The organism is Sediminibacter sp. Hel_I_10 (genome assembly GCF_000688335.1).
Lineage (GTDB): Bacteria > Bacteroidota > Bacteroidia > Flavobacteriales > Flavobacteriaceae > Psychroserpens.
Map to the genome: position 1 here is coordinate 2,047,708 of NZ_JHZX01000001.1, position 17,936 is coordinate 2,065,643.

The 17,936-nt window shown below is 38.0% G+C and carries 16 protein-coding genes and 1 tRNA gene; 11 read left to right on the plus strand and 6 right to left on the minus strand.

All coding sequences use genetic code 11. From position 1 onward, the window contains the following. The first annotated feature begins 34 nt into the window (after positions 1-34). The 7 genes from P176_RS0109175 to P176_RS0109205 all read left to right on the plus strand — a co-directional run bounded on the left by P176_RS0109175 (position 35) and on the right by P176_RS0109205 (position 6,975). A complete protein-coding gene (locus tag P176_RS0109175; RefSeq protein ID WP_037348863.1) occupies positions 35-955 on the plus strand; it encodes a helix-turn-helix transcriptional regulator in 921 nt (306 codons plus the stop codon). Positions 956-1,042: 87 nt separating this feature from the next. Beyond that, positions 1,043-1,645, plus strand: coding sequence for a hypothetical protein (locus P176_RS0109180; RefSeq protein WP_026754431.1), 603 nt, complete (start codon positions 1,043-1,045; stop codon positions 1,643-1,645). A 4-nt stretch (positions 1,646-1,649) separates the two neighbouring features. Next, positions 1,650-2,699 (plus strand): ferrochelatase, encoded by a 1,050-nt coding sequence (gene hemH, locus P176_RS0109185; RefSeq protein ID WP_037348865.1) that lies wholly within the window; start codon positions 1,650-1,652, stop codon positions 2,697-2,699. Then, positions 2,699-4,048: an MATE family efflux transporter gene (locus P176_RS0109190; protein WP_026754433.1), complete on the plus strand. Its 1,350-nt coding sequence runs from the start codon at positions 2,699-2,701 to the stop codon at positions 4,046-4,048. The genes hemH and P176_RS0109190 overlap by 1 nt, the downstream gene beginning before the upstream one ends. A gap of 9 nt (positions 4,049-4,057) precedes the next feature. Beyond that, positions 4,058-4,606: a CopD family protein gene (locus tag P176_RS0109195; protein WP_026754434.1), complete on the plus strand. Its 549-nt coding sequence runs from the start codon at positions 4,058-4,060 to the stop codon at positions 4,604-4,606. A 118-nt stretch (positions 4,607-4,724) separates the two neighbouring features. Further along, complete coding sequence (locus P176_RS0109200) at positions 4,725-6,179, plus strand: ATP-binding protein (protein ID WP_026754435.1); 1,455 nt, start codon at positions 4,725-4,727, stop codon at positions 6,177-6,179. Between the two features lie 13 nt (positions 6,180-6,192). After that, positions 6,193-6,975, plus strand: coding sequence for an enoyl-CoA hydratase/isomerase family protein (locus P176_RS0109205; RefSeq protein WP_026754436.1), 783 nt, complete (start codon positions 6,193-6,195; stop codon positions 6,973-6,975). 60 nt (positions 6,976-7,035) lie between these two features. Here the strand turns inward: P176_RS0109205 and P176_RS20765 are convergent, their stop codons facing one another. Then, the gene (locus P176_RS20765; RefSeq protein ID WP_255327188.1) at positions 7,036-7,167 is read right to left on the minus strand and encodes a hypothetical protein; all 132 of its coding nucleotides are present in this window, start codon (positions 7,165-7,167) and stop codon (positions 7,036-7,038) included. Positions 7,168-7,389: 222 nt separating this feature from the next. Between P176_RS20765 and P176_RS0109210 the strand changes: the two genes are divergently transcribed. Next, positions 7,390-8,481, plus strand: a complete 1,092-nt coding sequence (locus P176_RS0109210) for a PA0069 family radical SAM protein (RefSeq protein ID WP_026754437.1) — start codon at positions 7,390-7,392, stop codon at positions 8,479-8,481. A gap of 30 nt (positions 8,482-8,511) precedes the next feature. On the opposite strand, the gene P176_RS0109215 is transcribed toward P176_RS0109210, so the two are convergent. The 5 genes from P176_RS0109215 to P176_RS0109235 all read right to left on the minus strand — a co-directional run bounded on the left by P176_RS0109215 (position 8,512) and on the right by P176_RS0109235 (position 14,761). Beyond that, positions 8,512-8,922 (minus strand): response regulator, encoded by a 411-nt coding sequence (locus P176_RS0109215; protein WP_026754438.1) that lies wholly within the window; start codon positions 8,920-8,922, stop codon positions 8,512-8,514. Beyond that, positions 8,906-10,678, minus strand: a complete 1,773-nt coding sequence (locus P176_RS0109220; protein ID WP_026754439.1) for a sensor histidine kinase — start codon at positions 10,676-10,678, stop codon at positions 8,906-8,908. Before P176_RS0109220 ends, P176_RS0109215 begins: the two co-directional genes overlap by 17 nt. A 571-nt stretch (positions 10,679-11,249) precedes the next feature. Next, positions 11,250-11,323, minus strand: a tRNA-Asn gene (locus tag P176_RS0109225). A gap of 96 nt (positions 11,324-11,419) precedes the next feature. Further along, positions 11,420-12,745 (minus strand): RIP metalloprotease RseP, encoded by a 1,326-nt coding sequence (rseP, locus tag P176_RS0109230; RefSeq protein ID WP_026754440.1) that lies wholly within the window; start codon positions 12,743-12,745, stop codon positions 11,420-11,422. 78 nt (positions 12,746-12,823) lie between these two features. Further along, a complete protein-coding gene (locus P176_RS0109235; protein ID WP_026754441.1) occupies positions 12,824-14,761 on the minus strand; it encodes a M1 family aminopeptidase in 1,938 nt (645 codons plus the stop codon). Between the two features lie 102 nt (positions 14,762-14,863). Between P176_RS0109235 and P176_RS0109240 the strand changes: the two genes are divergently transcribed. From P176_RS0109240 to feoB, 3 genes are all read left to right on the plus strand, one after another. Further along, complete coding sequence (locus tag P176_RS0109240) at positions 14,864-15,532, plus strand: SCO family protein (RefSeq protein ID WP_026754442.1); 669 nt, start codon at positions 14,864-14,866, stop codon at positions 15,530-15,532. 73 nt (positions 15,533-15,605) lie between these two features. After that, positions 15,606-15,839: a FeoA family protein gene (locus P176_RS0109245; protein ID WP_026754443.1), complete on the plus strand. Its 234-nt coding sequence runs from the start codon at positions 15,606-15,608 to the stop codon at positions 15,837-15,839. Further along, positions 15,832-17,931, plus strand: coding sequence for a ferrous iron transport protein B (feoB, locus tag P176_RS0109250; protein ID WP_026754444.1), 2,100 nt, complete (start codon positions 15,832-15,834; stop codon positions 17,929-17,931). Before P176_RS0109245 ends, feoB begins: the two co-directional genes overlap by 8 nt. Positions 17,932-17,936 lie beyond the last annotated feature (5 nt).

The window sequence follows — 17,936 nt, forward strand, 5'->3', positions numbered from 1 at the left end:
GTAATAACAGGACTTAATAAGACTATAGTTTAGAATGAATCTAAATAAGAAAGAAAATATTCTTCCGCTTTCCGAAGTAGAAAATAACGCTAGAAGTTCTTTTGCTGAAACCGATGTTGATGACGGTTTTCATGTATTGACTTACCACAACCAACAAGATGGTAATCAGATTGTTGAGCGCGATATAGACAGCAGTTACATCCAGTTTCATTTCTGTATGAAAGGCTCAAGTGACTTTATTTTTAACAATGGCAATTACCGATTGACCATTACCTCAGACCAGTCATTGCTCTTATATAATCCGCAGCGCGATTTACCCATTTACCTCGAAGCAGCGCCAGAAACCCAACTGGTGTCTGTTTTAATTTCTATCAAGAAATTTCACGGACTTTTCTCTCAAGAGGCCGATTACATTTCGTTTTTAAGCGGGGATAATAAAGACAAAAAATATTATAAGGACGGGAAAGTACAGCCCTCTATGGCAATTGTGCTTAATCAAATGATGCATTACACCATGAATGCTTCTATAAAATCGCTCTATTTTAAGGCCAAGGCCTTAGAGTTATTGAGTCTTTATTTTAATAGAAGTGAAGATGCCGATATTGAGCAATGCCCTTTTTTGGCCGATGAGACCAACGTGATTAAAATTAGAAAAGCCAAGGACATCATCATCTCTAAAATGGCAGAACCGCCAACTTTACAAGAACTCTCTGAAATGATAGGGCTTAGTTTAAAAAAGCTCAAAGAAGGCTTTAAACAAATTTATGGCGATACGGTTTATAGTTTTTTGTTTGATTACAAAATGGAAGTCGCTCGTAAATTACTAGAAGCAGGCAACCACAATGTTAATGAAGTGGGCCTCAAAGTTGGCTATAGTACCTCTAGCCATTTTATTGCCGCTTTTAAAAAACAGTATGGTACCACGCCTAAAAAGTATTTGATGGGGTTGGGATAGTTAAATAATCTTTAAATAAGCCATCAAATCATCAATTAAAAAATAATCTGTGATTACTATCGTATTTTTGCAAAAACAAATCAAGCTATGAAACGTCTTACCCTATTGGTGATTATCCTTTTCATTTCAATCACCACTCAAGCGCAAACCTATAAAACCGATATTACCAAAAACGCCCAAACCTATTACCAGTACCTCACCGATCAAAATTTTGACGGGATTTTAGATTACATGTATCCTAGAGTGTTTGAATTGGCGCCGCGCCAAGACATGAAAGCGGGAATGCAACAAATGTTCAATTCTCCAGACATGCAAATCGAGTTTTTGTCCAATACCGTCAATCGGGTGACCGATAGTGTACAGGTGGATGGACTTACCTATGCCATCGTGTTTTACAACAGTAAAATGAAGATGACTTTTGTGTCTGAGCAAAATAAGCCAGAAGCCGATCAAAAAGGATTTTTAGATTTTATGAAAACCACTATGGACAGTCAGTTTGGAGCCGGTAATGTCACTTCAGATTTAGAAAACATGTCGCTCACCATCAATATGGACGCAAACATGTTTGCCATAAAAGATCCACAGTACGATGGCTGGAAATTTATAGGAAATGATGATGCCATGAAAAAATTGGTGGATTCTATCATTCCCCTAAGCGTAAGAACCAATCTATTGAAAGAAAAACTATAGCATTTTGACAAAAAAAGGAGTCTTACTCGTCAATTTAGGATCGCCAGACAGCCCAAACCCTAAAGACGTAAAAAAATATTTGGGTGAGTTTTTAATGGATGAGCGTGTTATTGACGTGCCGTTATGGGCAAGAACCTTGCTCGTAAAAGGGATTGTTCTTAACACAAGACCAAAAGCGTCGGCCAAGGCCTATCAAAAAATTTGGTGGGAAGAAGGCTCTCCATTAATTGTGCTTTCAGAACGCTTACAAGATAAACTTAAAACTGAGGTCGATTTCCCCGTAGCTTTAGCCATGCGTTATGGCAGCATGACCATTAAAAAAGGACTTCAGGAATTGGCAGACCAAGGCGTTGATGAGGTGTTTTTGATTCCATTGTATCCGCAGTTTGCCATGGCCACTACCGAGACCATTTTGGTACTGGCAGAAGAGGTTAGACAAGCGCATTTTCCAAAGATGAACATTTCGAACTTGCCTCCGTTTTATAATGTTCCAGAATATATTGATGTACTTGCCAACTCCATAAAAACACATTTAGAAGGCAAAAATTATGAGCACTTATTATTCTCATATCACGGCGTACCCGAACGGCATATTAGAAAGAGCGATATCACAAATTCCCACTGTACTCCCAGTGATAAAGTAGACTGTTTTTGTTGTAAAACACCTTCACCAGCTCACGAGTTTTGTTATAAGCACCAATGCAAAGAGGTGACCCGATTGGTAGGAGAAAAATTAAATCTGGAAGAAGGATCCTTTTCGACATCCTTTCAATCCCGATTGGGCTTTGACCCATGGTTACAGCCTTATACCGACCGTACTATCGAACGTTTAGGGAAAGAAGGCGTTAAAAACATGGCCATTGTGACTCCTGCATTTGTAAGCGACTGTTTAGAAACCTTAGAGGAAATTGCTATGGAAGGTGAAGAGATCTTTCATGAAATGGGCGGAAAAGGCTTTACCACCATCCCTTGTTTAAATGATAATGATGACTGGGTGGCACTACTTGGCAAATGGATTAATGAATGGGCGGCAGCTGAAACCGTAAACACTTAATGGCAAACAATGCATCTAAGGATTTAGGAACAAAGTCTATTGGTCAGTTATTGATCAAGCAAGCTGTACCGGCCTCTATTGGTATTTTGGTCATGTCCCTGAATATCTTGGTAGATACCATTTTCGTCGGAAATTGGATTGGCGCCACAGCGATTGCAGCCATTAACGTGGTATTGCCGGTATCCTTTTTTATTGCGGCACTTGGGATGAGTATTGGTATTGGTGGATCCTCTATCATATCCAGAGCGTTGGGTGCAGATAATGATGCAAAGGCCCTTAAAACCTTCGGAAACCAGATTACCCTAACCCTCTTGCTTACCGTAACCATGGTCTTTTTTGGTTTATGGTTTATAGATGACATCATCCCAGCCTTTGGTGGAAAGGGCGCTATTTTTGAGCCCGCAAAGATTTACTATAAAATCGTATTGTACGGCGTGCCTTTTTTGGCGCTTTGTATGATGGGAAATACAGTGATTAGGGCAGAAGGCAAACCAAAATTTGCCATGTACGCCATGATGTTTCCATCGGTAGGGAACTTGATTTTAGACTATATTTTTATCAATTTTCTTGACCTTGGGATGGAAGGCGCTGCCTGGGCAACTACGGGTTCTTATTTGGTGTGTTTTGTATTTATTCTGTGGTTCTTTATTTCAAAAAATTCCGAATTAAAAATAGACATTTCACATTTTGGTTTAAACCTGCCTATTGTTTCAGAAATAGGTTCCCTTGGTTTTGTGACTTTGGCCAGACAGGCCGTGGTGAGTGTGACTTATCTGTTTATGAACAATATTTTATTTGATCTGGGCGGTGAAACCTCAGTGACCTCTTATGCGATTGTAGGTAGAATGCTCATGTTTGCCTTGTTTCCTATTTACGGGATTACACAGGGTTTTCTCCCCATTGCGGGCTATAATTATGGAGCCTACAAATATGACCGGGTTAGAGAAACAGTATACACCGCGTTAAAATATGCGATTGGCTTGGCGACCTTAGTGTTTGTAATGCTTATGATTTTCCCAGAGTCTATCACAAGACTCTTTACCCAAGATGCCGAAGTGATAAAAGAAACCCCACCTGCAATGCGTTGGGTATTTGCTGCAACACCCATTATAGCGATACAACTTATTGGTGCTGCCTATTTTCAAGCGGTTGGTAAGGCAGTACCCGCATTATTATTAACTTTGACAAGGCAGGGCTTTTTCTTTATTCCGCTCATTTTTATACTGCCACATTTTTATGGCGAAATGGGCGTTTGGATTTCATTTCCTATTGCAGATGTGCTCTCAACAATTGTGACGGCTTTCTTTTTATATTGGGAAATGACCCGAACATTAAAACGCGATGCCTAAATACTTTTGATGGACTATTATAACTACATAAAATCCTTACATCTCATTTTTGTGGTAACCTGGTTTGCCGGCTTGTTCTACATTCCCCGATTATTTGTGTACCAAATAGAAGCTTTTCACAAGCCTTCTCCAGATAAAGAAATTTTAGGAAAGCAATTAAAGCTAATGGCAAAACGGCTCTGGTTTATCATCACTTGGCCGTCTGCCGTGTTGGCCACTATTTTTGCAATTTGGTTATTGATATTACAGCCTTTTTGGCTCCAACAATCTTGGATGCACGTCAAGCTCACCTTCGTGGTGTTGCTGATCATTTACCAGTTGAAAACCCATCAATTTTATAAGCAACTGCAGCGTGACGAGGTAAAAAAGACCTCTAATTTTATGCGACTTTGGAATGAAGGTGCCACGTTTATTTTATTTGCCGTAGTGTTTTTAGTGATTTTAAAAAGCGCCATCAATTGGGTGTTTGGTGTTGTTGGTATTGTAGTCTTGGGCGTCTTGCTCATGCTTGGGTTTAAAATGTACAAGCGTATTAGGGATAAAAATCCCGAAGCTTAGATCATTAAAAGATAATCATTACGTTCACGGTTTAAACAGCGCACACTCTTTTTTGGAGTGATTATTGCTATATTTAAATCTTTATCAGCGCTACCTTGCTGATTGTAGAGTTACATCCATGAAATTAAAAAAACTTTCACTTCGGGTCCGTATTTTCTTTGCCATGATTTTGTTGGTGCTCATTGCCTCTATTTTGATTGCTGGGGTTACGGTATACCAATATAACGAGGAAGCACGCGATTATCATATTGACCGATTGGCGCGTAAGGAGACGGCCATTATTAGCCATATAGACAATGTTATAGAAAAGACCACTTGGCCTGTTATTACAGAAAAAGTGCCCTTGATCTTTAAGGACGAGATTTATAACATTGCAGATATTCATAGTTTACAAATCAACCTCTATGACCTTGATGGCACGCTGCTCATTTCTTCTAAGCCAAGTATCAGTAATGACACTATTCATAAATGCATTCCTACGGAAATTTTAAATTCCATTTCAAATTCGGCCTACCACCATTACGTACAAAAAAACACTAAAAATGGTGAGACCTTTCAATCGTCTTATGCCTACATTACTGATGCCAAATTCAAACCTTTGGCCATTTTAAATTTACCTTATCTTGAGAATGATGATTTTCTAAATAGAGAACTTATGGAGTTCTTAAAACGCTTGAGTTATGCGTATATATTGATGCTGCTCATTGCTATTGTTTTAGCTTTTCTTCTATCTAAATACATCACGAGAACCTTAAAAACGATTAGTGATAAAATCAAGGAAACGCGTCTTGAGAAACAGAATAAAAAAATTGACATCTCATCCTCTAGTGAAGAAATAGCCACCTTGGTCAACTCTTACAATAGCATGATTGATGAGTTAGAGGAAAGTGCCGTAAAATTGGCTACAAGTGAGCGAGAGCAAGCTTGGCGCGAAATGGCGAAGCAAGTGGCGCATGAGATTAAAAATCCTTTGACGCCTATGCGGTTGAGTGTACAGAGTTTTCAGCGGAAATTTGATCCTAATGATGCCAACATTCACCAAAAGGTAGATGAGTACAGTCAAACCCTCATACAGCAAATTGATACCATGAGTTCTATAGCATCGGCATTTTCAAATTTCGCTAAAATGCCAGCGCAGCAAAATGAGACCCTTAATGTGGTCTCTACAGTAAAACTCGCATTGGATATTTTTAGTGAAGATAATATTGTATTTTCTTCTGATGCTGAAGAGATTCGAGCTAATTTTGATCGTACCCAATTGATCCGGGTACTGACCAATTTAGTAAAAAATGGCATTCAGGCCATTCCCGACGATCAGGAGAACGGACGTATTGATGTGAGCGTGACCTCTCTTGACGATCAGGTTCAAATTAGAGTACAGGATAATGGTATTGGCATTTCCGAAGTGAATAAAGCCAAAGTATTTGAACCTAAGTTTACCACAAAATCCAGCGGGATGGGTCTCGGTCTCGCCATGGTCAAGAACATTGTAGAAACTTATAAAGGAAACATTACCTTTACATCAGAACAAGGAAAAGGCACTATTTTTAGCGTCACGTTTCCGAAGAAATAAAAAACAAACACACATGTCATACACTAACATTCTTTCAACAACCAATAACGGAATTACCACCATCACGATTAACAGGCCCAATAAGCTCAATGCCTTAAACAAAGAAACAATTAAGGAACTGCACGGGGCTTTTGATGCGGCAGATATCGATAAAGACGTCAAAGTGATTATTATAACTGGTAGTGGAAAAAAGGCCTTTGTTGCAGGTGCAGATATTAGCGAATTTGCAGATTTTGATGAAAAAAATGGCGGTAAATTGGCGGCAAAAGGTCAAGAGCTTCTCTTTGATTTTGTCGAGAATTTATCAACGCCTGTTATTGCTGCAATTAATGGTTTTGCTTTAGGCGGAGGCTTAGAATTGGCGATGGCTTGCCATTTTAGATTAGCAAGTCTTAATGCAAAAATGGGGCTGCCAGAAGTCTCTTTGGGAGTGATTCCTGGTTATGGAGGTACCCAGCGTTTACCACAATTGGTTGGTAAAGGTCGTGCTATGGAAATGGTAATGACCGCCGGAATGATTGATGCCAATCAAGCGCTGGAATACGGTCTCGTTAATCACGTTACAGACGAAGAAGGATTAATGCCTCTAGCCGAAAAAATTGCAAGTAAGATTATGAGAAATTCTTCTGTAGCGATTAAAGGTGCTATTAAAGCGATTAATGCCAACTATCAGGATGGCGTTGACGGTTATAAAACTGAAATCAAGCAATTCGGAAAATGTTTTGGCACCGAAGATTTTAAGGAAGGGACAACCGCCTTTTTACAAAAACGAAAAGCCGATTTTCCTGGAAAATAAATAGGGCTTCAGTTTTAGTTACCAAAGTCGTTTAATTTTACTCTTTCAACATTGTGACGTCTAGGTGGTGAGTTTTGTGCCTTTCGGCGTCTCGTCTATGAGCTTATAAACGAGATAAAACGGATAAGCCAAGACCAATGCAGTTAATAATAAAGGGCTTGCCAATGCTAATATGATGTAGGATGTTTTCATACTATTTAGAGCTATACGTGTTCGTAATTTTTGATGCAAAGTTGGTCTATTTTAGAATCCTATAAAACAAGTATTTTAGTGTTTTTGTATGCTATATTAATTTCATTTTATTGTCTTGAACACGACTATAGATAATTATTAACACATTTTAACAATTACTACACGCTGTAGCCATCATTCTATTCTTGGACGCTTAACTTTGTTTTTCTAGAAGTCTGTCAAATGAGGTCAACAGTTAATAATAGACCAGCTGCAAAGGTCAAAGGAAGAGGTGCGCAAAAAAATGTTGCCAATCGGTTTTTTGAACTGAGCCATGAGCAACGCGATGATTTTTTAGAATTTTGTGCTAAGGAAGGAGAAAGCCCAGACCAGAATAAGACGCAGTATCTTTCTGTATTTCCAAAAACCATTGTCAATAAGGTGACCAGTCCAGATGCAGGGATGGCCTACTCCATGAACATGTATCAAGGTTGTGAGCACGGTTGCGTCTATTGTTTTGCTAGAAATACGCATGAGTTTTGGGGCTATAGTGCAGGGTTGGATTTTGAGCGCAAGATTATGGTAAAACAGAATGCGCCAGAACTTTTGGAAGCTTTTATCAAACGAAAAAATTGGCAGGCAGAAACGATTGTAATGTCCGGCAATACCGATTGTTACCAACCTACAGAGCAACAATTCAAGATCACACGCGCCTGTCTTAACGTGTTCTTGAAGTATAAACATCCAGTCTCTATTATCACAAAGAATGCAGCGATTTTGAGGGATTTGGATCTTTTAAGCGCTTTGGCCAAAGACAATTTAATAAGTGTAAATATGTCTGTCACGACTTTATCTGAAGACACACGTCGTGTCTTAGAGCCACGCACCGCAAGCATCAAAAAAAGGCTGGACGCTGTAAGTACCTTAAGTTTGCACGGCATCCCAGTAAACGTGATGTTAGCTCCAATCATTCCCTCCATAAACAGTCATGAAATTTTAGGACTTGCAAAAGCGGCTTCAGATCACGGCGCTTTAAAAATTTCGCATACCATTGTGCGCTTAAACGGGGCCATAGGTGAAATTTTTACCGATTGGATTCATAAAACTATGCCAGATCGCGCAGAAAAAGTATTGCACCAAATTGAAAGTTGCCATGGGGGCACTTTAAATGATTCACGTTTTGGGACCAGAATGCGAGGTGAGGGAGAAATTGCCAAACAAATCAATGACTTGGTAAAGCTGGCAAAACTGAAATATTTTAAGAATAGAAAAATGCCAATTTTAAACACCTCACTTCATGAGGGATTTAAGGATGGACAGTTGCGATTGTTTTAAGCATCTATAATTAAGGTCTGGCCTCATAATTTAAAGATCATCATAAACTTCGAGCAGTACATGCTTGAGCTTATCTTTTGAGACTGGCTTCAAAATATAGTTTTTTAAATGATCGTACTTTTTTGCACGCTCCCGATCACATTCCTGATCGGAAGAAGTGACCAGATAGACGTTGATTTTTTCATTTAGATTTGGTCTCAATTTTTCATATTCCTCCAAAAATCCCCAACCATCAAGATAGGGCATATTGATGTCCAATAGTAGTACATCTGGGGTGTTATGGTTGTATTTCACGCAGTCTTTAAAATAATTAAGAGCTTGCTCCCCATCGGTGAAGGATTCTACGTTCAGGTTCTCTGACAATTTTTTAAAAATGTGTTTGGCTACAAATAGATAAACGTCATCGTCATCTACGAGCAGAATGTCATATTTGCCTTTCATTTTTAAAGGTGATTTTAAAGGTTGATCCTTGATTGACTTTACTTTCTACAACAATTTCTGAATCTAAGCTTTCCAATTGGGATTTAACTAAAAATAAACCCATTCCTTTTCCTGAAACATCACGATGAAAGCGTTTGTATAGTTTAAACATGTCCTTACCATGGCGGTTGGTATCGATCCCTCTCCCGTTATCTTCAATATACAAAACTTTATCACCATTCTCCCATGCTGTTTTGAACAATAAGGAAGAATTTACATTATCCCGTCTGTATTTTATAGCATTAGAGATTAGATTTTGAATGATGCTTTTAAAATAGAATTTTGAAAAACTCAGCTGTTGCCAAGCCTGAAAATCGTATTTTATTTGAAAGTCGTTCGGATTCAATAATATTTCAGAAAATTCATTTTTTACATGTTCAACAACTGTTTTAATATCAAAGGTTTCGATATCTATTTGACTTTTATTTAAGATTGTGACATACTCACGGATATCTTCTGAAATTTCTGAAATAGTATTTGTAATCTGTGAAAGTTTAGGCATTAAAATTAGAAGTTGTTCTGGATCTTTTGTTTCTTCAATAAGCCCTACAATCATTGACATACTAGTAATTGGCGCTCTTAAATTGTGTGAGACTAAATAATTGAACTCTTCCAGTTGTTGGTTACGCCTTTCAAGAATACGGTTGATCTCTAAAATTTTTGAATTATTTTTTTGAAGAGCCTCTTCACTCAATAATAATTTAGTGTTTTTTATTTCGAGCGTTTTGTAAAACTCTTGTTTTTGTGTTCGTTTCTTTATTAAGAAATAAGAACAGAGCAGAATCGTAATAATGGCAAAACTATTGAAAATTAAAAAGTCCCGGTATAACGGCAGTAACTTTTGTTTTAAAAGAGTTTTGGGTATTTGGTGCACGATTGCCCATGAGGAGGCGGTTTTGACCTCTTTTTGAGAAATAAAATTTGACCTTGATTTGCCGTAGCCTTCGGTTAGATCAATTCGGTTGAATGACCAAAGGCCTCTAGAATCTGTAAAGGTTGTGTCCTTAAACTGTGTAAATCCCTTATTTATTAATCGAACATTATTGTTAATATCTAATTCTTCAATAAGTTCATAAGCTAACTTTAATTGGTTTGTATTTGAAGTTATAATATTGTGATTATGATCTATTAAATAAAAATCGCTCTCGGTTACTCTATCTTCAAGTTTATCGAGTATAGCGGTCAAATTAAAGTTGATAATGACTATTCCCAATTGATTCCCAGAAGCGCTATAAATTGGAGCGATACCTCTAATTACTGGTACGTAGGGGTGTTGTATTTGGCCGTATTCTCGGTTGAGACTTATTTTTGATAAAAACACTTCTTCTTTGTTTAAAAGAAGTCCTTCTTTAAAATAATTTCTTTGACTTTTATTTTGTAGGGGACCCTCTTTCAGCTTATTAGTTGCAGGATCCCGTTCATATCTTAAAATCTCATTGCCTTTTAAATCTATAAATCGAAATTGATAGTAATTACTTATTCCATCCATGATATCATAATAGGGCTTCATGAAGGAGCTATCGGTTGCTTTAGGATTGAAGTTTTCAGGGTAATTGATATCTGACCAATATTCTACATTATAGACTAGCCTTTGAAATAAATCAGACAGTATGTTTTTTCTATATGTAGCAGCTCTATTTTCAAGATCTTGAAGATGCTGAATGCGCTTGCTTCTCTCAATATTGCCGAAAATTAGCGTGATAATGAGGATAGGCATGTAAAAAAGAAGAAAAATTCGTAGAATTTTTGCCCACATACATTCAATTATTAGATCACAATCTTTAATAAGACTATAAAACTACAATGTGGAGATTGTAGTTATTTGGTTGATTTGGTTGATGTCTCACATTCAAGCGTAAAGAATATAGCTTAAAATGCAGAAAGTAAAAATAGTTAAATATTTAATGAAATTCTATATTTTTTTGAGTTTTCGAAATGCTTTGAGTTTAACAATTAGTGTTTTTAGTGGTTTTATATTGAAAAAACCTCAACGGTTGGCGTCGTTTTACTAGAATTTGATAATCTTTTAATGCTCAATTAGCAAATAAGAGGGTATGATCAAACGCTTTAGGATATGTAGGTGCTTATCAAATCATAAGCGTTTGATTACCTTATATTAAGAAAACTAAAACCTGAAATGAGTGCTTTGAAATTAAGGCTTGTTTTTAGTTTCGAGGCATATCCACTATAAAAACGAGATTGTGTTTTCAGCGTGTATATAATTGCAAACATGTTCCATATGAGGTTATGAAACAAAAAAGCCACTACTTTCGTAATGGCTTTGTTTGCTCCTCCTCTTGGGCTCGAACCAAGGACCCTCTGATTAACAGTCAGATGCTCTAACCAACTGAGCTAAGGAGGAAGGTTTATCGCGTTAGCGAGCGCAAATATATATTATTTTTTAGTTTCTGCAAAACCACATTAATATTTTAATGAGATTTTTAAAATACTTTTAAATTTAGATCCAGTCATTGATGTTTGCGGACAGCACCATGATGATTAAAATGATGAAACCAGCTAATTGTGCACGCTCCAAAAATTTCTCGCTAGGCGCTCTTCCCGAAATCATTTCATATAATAAAAACATCACATGTCCACCATCGAGCGCCGGAATAGGCAATAGGTTTAACACGCCTAACATAATTGATAAAAATGCAGTTAGTACCCAAAAGGCTTGCCAACTCCAAACAGGAGGGAAAATATCAAAGATGGCCTTAAAGCCCCCTACGCCTTTGTAAGCTCCTGTACTTGGTGTGAAAATTGCTTTTAATTGCACACCGTATTTGGTAACGGTTTCTACAAAATCACGTCCTCCTTCTGCCCAGCTCTCGCCAAAGGTATAGGTTTGCGTGGCAATGTCATAGTAGCCCATTTCGGCAAAACGTTTGTAATCTAAACCAGGATAAAATCCAAAATTACCTTTTTCGTCAACTTTTAGTTCTCTAGTAATGGTATCATTATCTCTTAAGAGATCTACAGACAAGGTCTCATTTTTATAATTGTCCATGATGGCATCTGCCTGATCAAAATAGCGCAGTTTTTGACCTTCAATAGCAATAATGATATCTTCGGGTTTTACATCAGCGGTCTTATTTAATGAAGAATCTGCAACCGCACCAATCATAAACGGAATACGTCTCTCAAACAGTTGTCTGCTTTCGGCAGAAGAGAATTGACCTAAAAAGTCTTCAGGTAGGGTAATTACTTTTTCAACACCATTTCGTTGTATTGTGATGGTTTCAGCGCCAATAATGTTTGAGCGAATATCAGAATCATTGATTACCTTAAGATCATTTACCTTTAAAATTTTGTCTCCAGTTTGAAAGCCAATGTCTTTTAGCAATTGGTTTTCTATCCAGTAGCCATCTTTTAAACTGCTCACTTTAGTTGTGGTATCGCCATAGCCAAAGGCTAAAAACACATAGATAAAATAAGCCAAGATAAAGTTAACGGTTACACCGCCCAGCATAATAATTAAGCGCTGCCAAGCTGGTTTAGAACGAAACTCCCAAGGCTTTGGTGGTTGAGCCATTTGCTCCTTATCCATGCTCTCGTCAATCATGCCCGAGATTTTAACGTAACCCCCTAGCGGTAGCCAGCCAATACCGTATTCTGTATCGCCAATTTTCTTTTTAAACAATGAAAATTTAACGTCAAAAAACAGATAGAATTTTTCAACTCGAGTTTTAAATAATTTTGCTGGTATAAAATGCCCTAGTTCGTGAAGCACGATGAGCAAAGAAAGGCTTAGTAAAAATTGAGAGATCTTTATTACAAACTCCATGTATCGCTAATGATAAAAAATTATAAGGTGCAAAAGTAGTGTTTTGACGGCAGTTAGAAAACTTATCGAATTTTTCGGCTATTTTTTTAACACCGATTTAGAGATCACACCATGGTTTGTTTGAAATTGCACAAATAATAACCCAGTTTGTAAATTAGAAACGTCAATACTATTGTTATAGGCTGCTCTAAAAAGTTCTTGTCCTAAAGTGTTGTAAATAATAGTTTCTGAAATGTCAAGGCCTTGCGGTTTTTTGATTTGTAGGATCTGGTCTGCCGGGCTGGGATACACCACTAAATCACTATTGGTTACAAAAGAATCATCACTTAATGCCACTTGATTATTAGCCGAAATGATATCAGATTCAGGATCAAAAATGACATCTTGAACTGTAAAGGCTACATTTTGCGAGAAGCTTTGATTGTTTGAGATGTTGTCAAGGTTAATGTCTTGAGATTCTCCTAAGGTTCCTAGTAATCTTAAGGTTACTGGTGATTCAAAAAAGGACACTGAAGGGTCACTCTGTGTTTGTGAAAGTGTGACGTTAATATCGTTGTTATCACTTTGGTTCCAGCTCACGATGTAACTGGGATAGCCTTCGTTGTATAGCCAGTCACTAAAAAATTCGCTAAGGTCGGTATTGGTTTCTGTCTCAACAATAGCAATAAAATCTTCTGTTTTTGCATAATCATAAGCATGCGCTTCAGTAGTTAAATACGCTTGTAGTGCTGAAAAGAAATCGGTGTCTCCGAGTTTTTTCCGAAGCATATGCAACACCATGGCGCCTTTATTATAACTCAAACGGCTATTGAAAATACGACTCACGCTCGTGGTATCTGTATCAGATAGGTACACGGCACCGCCTGGCTGTGACGTAATGCTGTTATTGCGTTGTGTTTTCCAAATGGTAAACGTATCGTTGCCATCAAGGTTCTCGTATACCAAGCCCGAAAGGTATGTAGCAAAGCCTTCGTTAAGCCAGATGTCTTTCCAGCTGCCGCAGGTTACCTTGTCTCCAAACCACTGGTGACCAAGTTCATGTGCAATTAAGTTTCTACTAAAGTTTCCCATAAAAGATACTGTGGTGTGCTCCATGCCGCCACCCCAACCAAATTGGGCATGACCATATTTTTCATCGGCAAAAGGATATTCTTCAAAGAGGTTAGTAAAAAGGTTCATGATATCTACCGTTACTGGCGTGTCTTCTTGAGCATTAGCCGCATCTTCCGGAAACACATAATTGACAATGTCAAACGGACTCCCATCATTATCTACCGTGTGCGAATAGACTTCATAATTGGTAGCGGCAATAGCAATAAGATAAGCAGGGATAGGGTAGCGGTGTTTAAAATGGGTGGTCTTGTTGGCACCATCAATAATTTGAGATTGCTCTAAGCCATTGGATACCGAGATGTATTCTTCATTAGAAGGATTAAAAACTGGGGTGGTCATAAACACATCAATAGAATCGATCTTGTCATTTAAATCTTGTTTACAAGGCCACCAACCTTTGGCGCCGTAAGGTTCAGAGAGCGTCCAAATAATAGGGTCGCCATCATGAGTGGTCTGCTCAAAAGATCCAAAACCTGAGCTTATGGGGTTTCCGGAGTAGGTGACGGTTAAAGAATCTAAAACACCTGCAGCTTGGGTTGCAGGCAAAGTAATGATTAACTCGTCATCTGTATTTTGTGTAAACGCTAAAGCAATACCATTTTGTGTCACCTCTGTAACCACCATGTTAGAAGATAAGTCGAAGGTAATATCATCCATATCACTTTTCGCCTCAAAATAAGAGGTAATGTTCCCAGCAATAAAAGCGGCTTCAGGATTGACATCAAGTTCTAGGCGGTGGTATTTTAAATCATAATCTCCTGTATTAAGATTGGCGCGCTGTAACATGTGGTTGAGTGCAGATTTTGCTTCTGCCTCTCTTATACTGTTTAGCGTGTCATCAAAATCTTGAGAAAAGACCGATAAACACAGTAGTGAACATATAGAAAGTAAAACGGATTTCATAAGATGTATTTTTCTTTATAGCGTGTTAAAAGTACTAAAATTATGCCTGTTCTGTCGTACTTTTGCAGCCCAAACTTACATTAACAGTATAATACTCAGTGGATGTGGTCTTACATTAAACAGTTCAAGTATTTTTTTATAGCCTTTGGTGTGCTCTCTATTGCAATCATTGCCATTATTTATAATATCTTAAATGTAGAACAACCGCTGCCCATTTGGCAACCAAACCGTATTGATGCGGCTTTGGTAGATAGTACACTTCAAAACAAGAGAAAATATCATACCGTCGCCGATTTTAAGCTCATCAATCAAAATGGCGACACCATTACCCAAGCCGACTATAAAGATAAAATATACGTCGCTGATTTTTTCTTTACCACTTGCCAGAGTATCTGCCCCATCATGACCGGTCAAATGTATCGCGTGCAAGAGGCTATTGCATCAGATGATGATGTGATGTTATTATCCCATAGCGTAACGCCAGAAATAGATTCTGTAGCGCAGTTAAAAGCATATGCTTTAGAAAAGAAGGTGGACGACTCGAAATGGAACTTAGTTACGGGAGACCGTAAACAAATTTATGATCTTGCCAGAAAATCTTACTTAGTAGTAAAGGATGACAATACACAAGATTATGGCATGATACATACCGAAAATTTCGCACTTATTGATAAAGACCGTCAAATTAGAGGCATGTATGATGGTACAAGTGAAACCTCGGTAGATTCTTTGTTGATGGATATTGAAAAACTGAAACGGTCTTACCAATAGTTTTGGCTTAACCATTTCTTTACATAGAATATTTCCTTTACTTTTGCTTCTTTAAAATCAATCTAAATAAGCTTTGCAAATTACCTTAGCACAATTAAAAAGAGGGCAACAAGGCGTCATTGCTGACGTTTCGTCTAAACATGTACCGCTCAAACTGCTTGAGATGGGGTGCTTACCTGGTAATTTGGTAGAGTTGGTTCAAGTGGCACCGTTTGCAGACCCCATGTATTTAAATATCAATGGGACCCATTTGGCGATAAGAAAAGAAACAGCTTTGCACATTTTAATTGACCTTCCCGATGCCTAAACAAATCAATGTTGCGCTCATAGGAAACCCCAATACCGGTAAGACTTCTGTGTTTAACGCACTTACAGGTCTCAATCAAAAAGTGGGTAATTATCCTGGGATCACCGTAGAGAAAAAGGAAGGCATTTGTAAACTACCAAGAGGCGTTAAAGCCCATATCATCGATTTACCAGGAACCTATAGTTTAAATGCTTCCTCCTTAGATGAGAATGTAGTTATAGAGTTGTTGCTCAATAAAAACGATAAGGATTTTCCAGATGTTGCCGTAGTGGTGAGCGATGTGGAAAATCTAAAGCGAAACCTCCTCCTATTTACGCAAATTAAGGATTTACAGATCCCAACAATTTTGGTGGTCAATATGTCTGATAGAATGGCTTACAAAGGCATTCATTTAGATATTCCGTATCTCGAAAAAGAGTTACAGACCAGAATTGCGTTGGTAAGTACCCGTAAAAAATTGGGCGTTGATGATTTAAAGGAGTTGATTACCAATTACAAAGAATTGCCGTTAACCCCTTGTTTGAATGCTTCGGAAATTGATAAAGATTACTTCGATAATTTAAGAAAAGCCTTCCCCAACCAATTACTGTATAAGTTGTGGTTGGTGATCACTCAAGATGTCAACTTCGGAAAAACAGACCGTAAGGAAATTGAGGACATTGTAGGGTTTAAAACCAAGAGCAAACCAGACCTCAAACGATTACAGCAAAAAGAAACCATCAAGCGTTACCAGTTTATCAATAATGCCTTAAAAGAAGGGCAAACGATAGACTTGAAAACCGCGAAAGATTTACGATTGAAGCTCGATAGAATTTTAACTCACAAGGTTTGGGGCTATTTGATCTTCTTCTTTATATTATTGACCATTTTTCAAGCCATTTATGATTGGGCCGAAGTGCCTATGGATTTTATAGACAGCTCTTTCGCATTTTTAAGCGAGTGGGTTAAAAATGTGATGCCTCCAGGGGCCTTTACCAATTTAATTTCCGAAGGTATTATCCCGGGATTGGGAGGAATCGTGATCTTCATTCCACAGATTGCTTTCCTGTTTTTATTCATTGCCATTTTAGAAGAGTCTGGCTACATGAGTAGAGTGGTGTTTTTAATGGACCGGATCATGCGAAGATTTGGATTAAGTGGTAAAAGTGTGGTGCCATTGATCTCTGGAACCGCCTGCGCCATCCCAGCCATTATGGCCACAAGAAATATTGAAAGTTGGAAAGAGCGTTTAATTACCATCTTGGTAACGCCATTTACCACTTGTTCTGCACGATTACCAGTGTATTTAATCATTATTTCCCTTGTTATCCCCGACGGACGTATTTTTGGCTTAGGCTATCAAGCCTTAACCTTAATGTTGCTTTATCTTATAGGGTTTGGCGCGGCAATTGTATCGGCCTGGATTCTTAATAAAATTCTGAAAATAAAGAGCAAGACCTTTTTTGTGGTTGAAATGCCAAACTACAAATTGCCCTTATTTAAAAATGTAGCGATCACGGTTTTAGAGAAAACAAAATCCTTTGTGTTTGGAGCAGGTAAAATTATCTTGGCCATATCTATTGTTTTATGGTTTTTGGCGTCTTACGGCCCTGGAGATGATTTTAGTAATGCTGAGAACATTGTAAAAGCCCAAACGAGCGGGCAGAATTTGTCTACTGAAGATTTACAGCAGCAAATCGCATCGTATAAATTAGAGCATTCTTTTATTGGAATTACAGGACGAGCCATTGAGCCTGCGATAAGACCTTTGGGCTATGATTGGAAAATAGGCATTGCCATTGTAAGTTCTTTCGCGGCGCGTGAAGTGTTCGTAGGGACTTTGGCCACCATTTATAGCGTGGGAAGCGATGAGGAAGAGACCATTAAAAAACGAATGGCCGGTGAAGTAAACCCTATATTGGGCGGCCCGTTATTTACTTTTGCATCCGGAATCTCTCTGCTTCTGTTTTATGCCTTTGCCATGCAATGCATGAGTACCTTGGCCATTGTAAAACGAGAAACCAATACTTGGAAATGGCCAGCCTTACAGCTTGTGATTATGAGTGGTTTTGCTTATATTGTTGCTTTAGTGGCATTTCAGGTATTGAAATAATTTTC

Excerpts from the sequence above, each read along its gene's own strand:
- P176_RS0109200 (WP_026754435.1), top strand. The coding sequence starts at position 4,725 with ATGAAATTAAAAAAACTTTCACTTCGGGTCCGTATTTTCTTTGCCATG.
- P176_RS0109240 (WP_026754442.1), top strand. The coding sequence starts at position 14,864 with ATGTGGTCTTACATTAAACAGTTCAAGTATTTTTTTATAGCCTTTGGT.
- P176_RS0109215 (WP_026754438.1), bottom strand. The coding sequence starts at position 8,922 with ATGAAAGGCAAATATGACATTCTGCTCGTAGATGACGATGACGTTTAT.
- P176_RS0109210 (WP_026754437.1), top strand. The coding sequence starts at position 7,390 with ATGAGGTCAACAGTTAATAATAGACCAGCTGCAAAGGTCAAAGGAAGA.
- P176_RS0109235 (WP_026754441.1), bottom strand. The coding sequence starts at position 14,761 with ATGAAATCCGTTTTACTTTCTATATGTTCACTACTGTGTTTATCGGTC.
- P176_RS0109190 (WP_026754433.1), top strand. The coding sequence starts at position 2,699 with ATGGCAAACAATGCATCTAAGGATTTAGGAACAAAGTCTATTGGTCAG.
- P176_RS0109175 (WP_037348863.1), top strand. The coding sequence starts at position 35 with ATGAATCTAAATAAGAAAGAAAATATTCTTCCGCTTTCCGAAGTAGAA.
- feoB (WP_026754444.1), top strand. The coding sequence starts at position 15,832 with ATGCCTAAACAAATCAATGTTGCGCTCATAGGAAACCCCAATACCGGT.
- P176_RS0109180 (WP_026754431.1), top strand. The coding sequence starts at position 1,043 with ATGAAACGTCTTACCCTATTGGTGATTATCCTTTTCATTTCAATCACC.
- P176_RS0109220 (WP_026754439.1), bottom strand. The coding sequence starts at position 10,678 with ATGCCTATCCTCATTATCACGCTAATTTTCGGCAATATTGAGAGAAGC.
- P176_RS0109205 (WP_026754436.1), top strand. The coding sequence starts at position 6,193 with ATGTCATACACTAACATTCTTTCAACAACCAATAACGGAATTACCACC.
- rseP (WP_026754440.1), bottom strand. The coding sequence starts at position 12,745 with ATGGAGTTTGTAATAAAGATCTCTCAATTTTTACTAAGCCTTTCTTTG.
- P176_RS0109195 (WP_026754434.1), top strand. The coding sequence starts at position 4,058 with ATGGACTATTATAACTACATAAAATCCTTACATCTCATTTTTGTGGTA.
- P176_RS20765 (WP_255327188.1), bottom strand. The coding sequence starts at position 7,167 with ATGAAAACATCCTACATCATATTAGCATTGGCAAGCCCTTTATTATTA.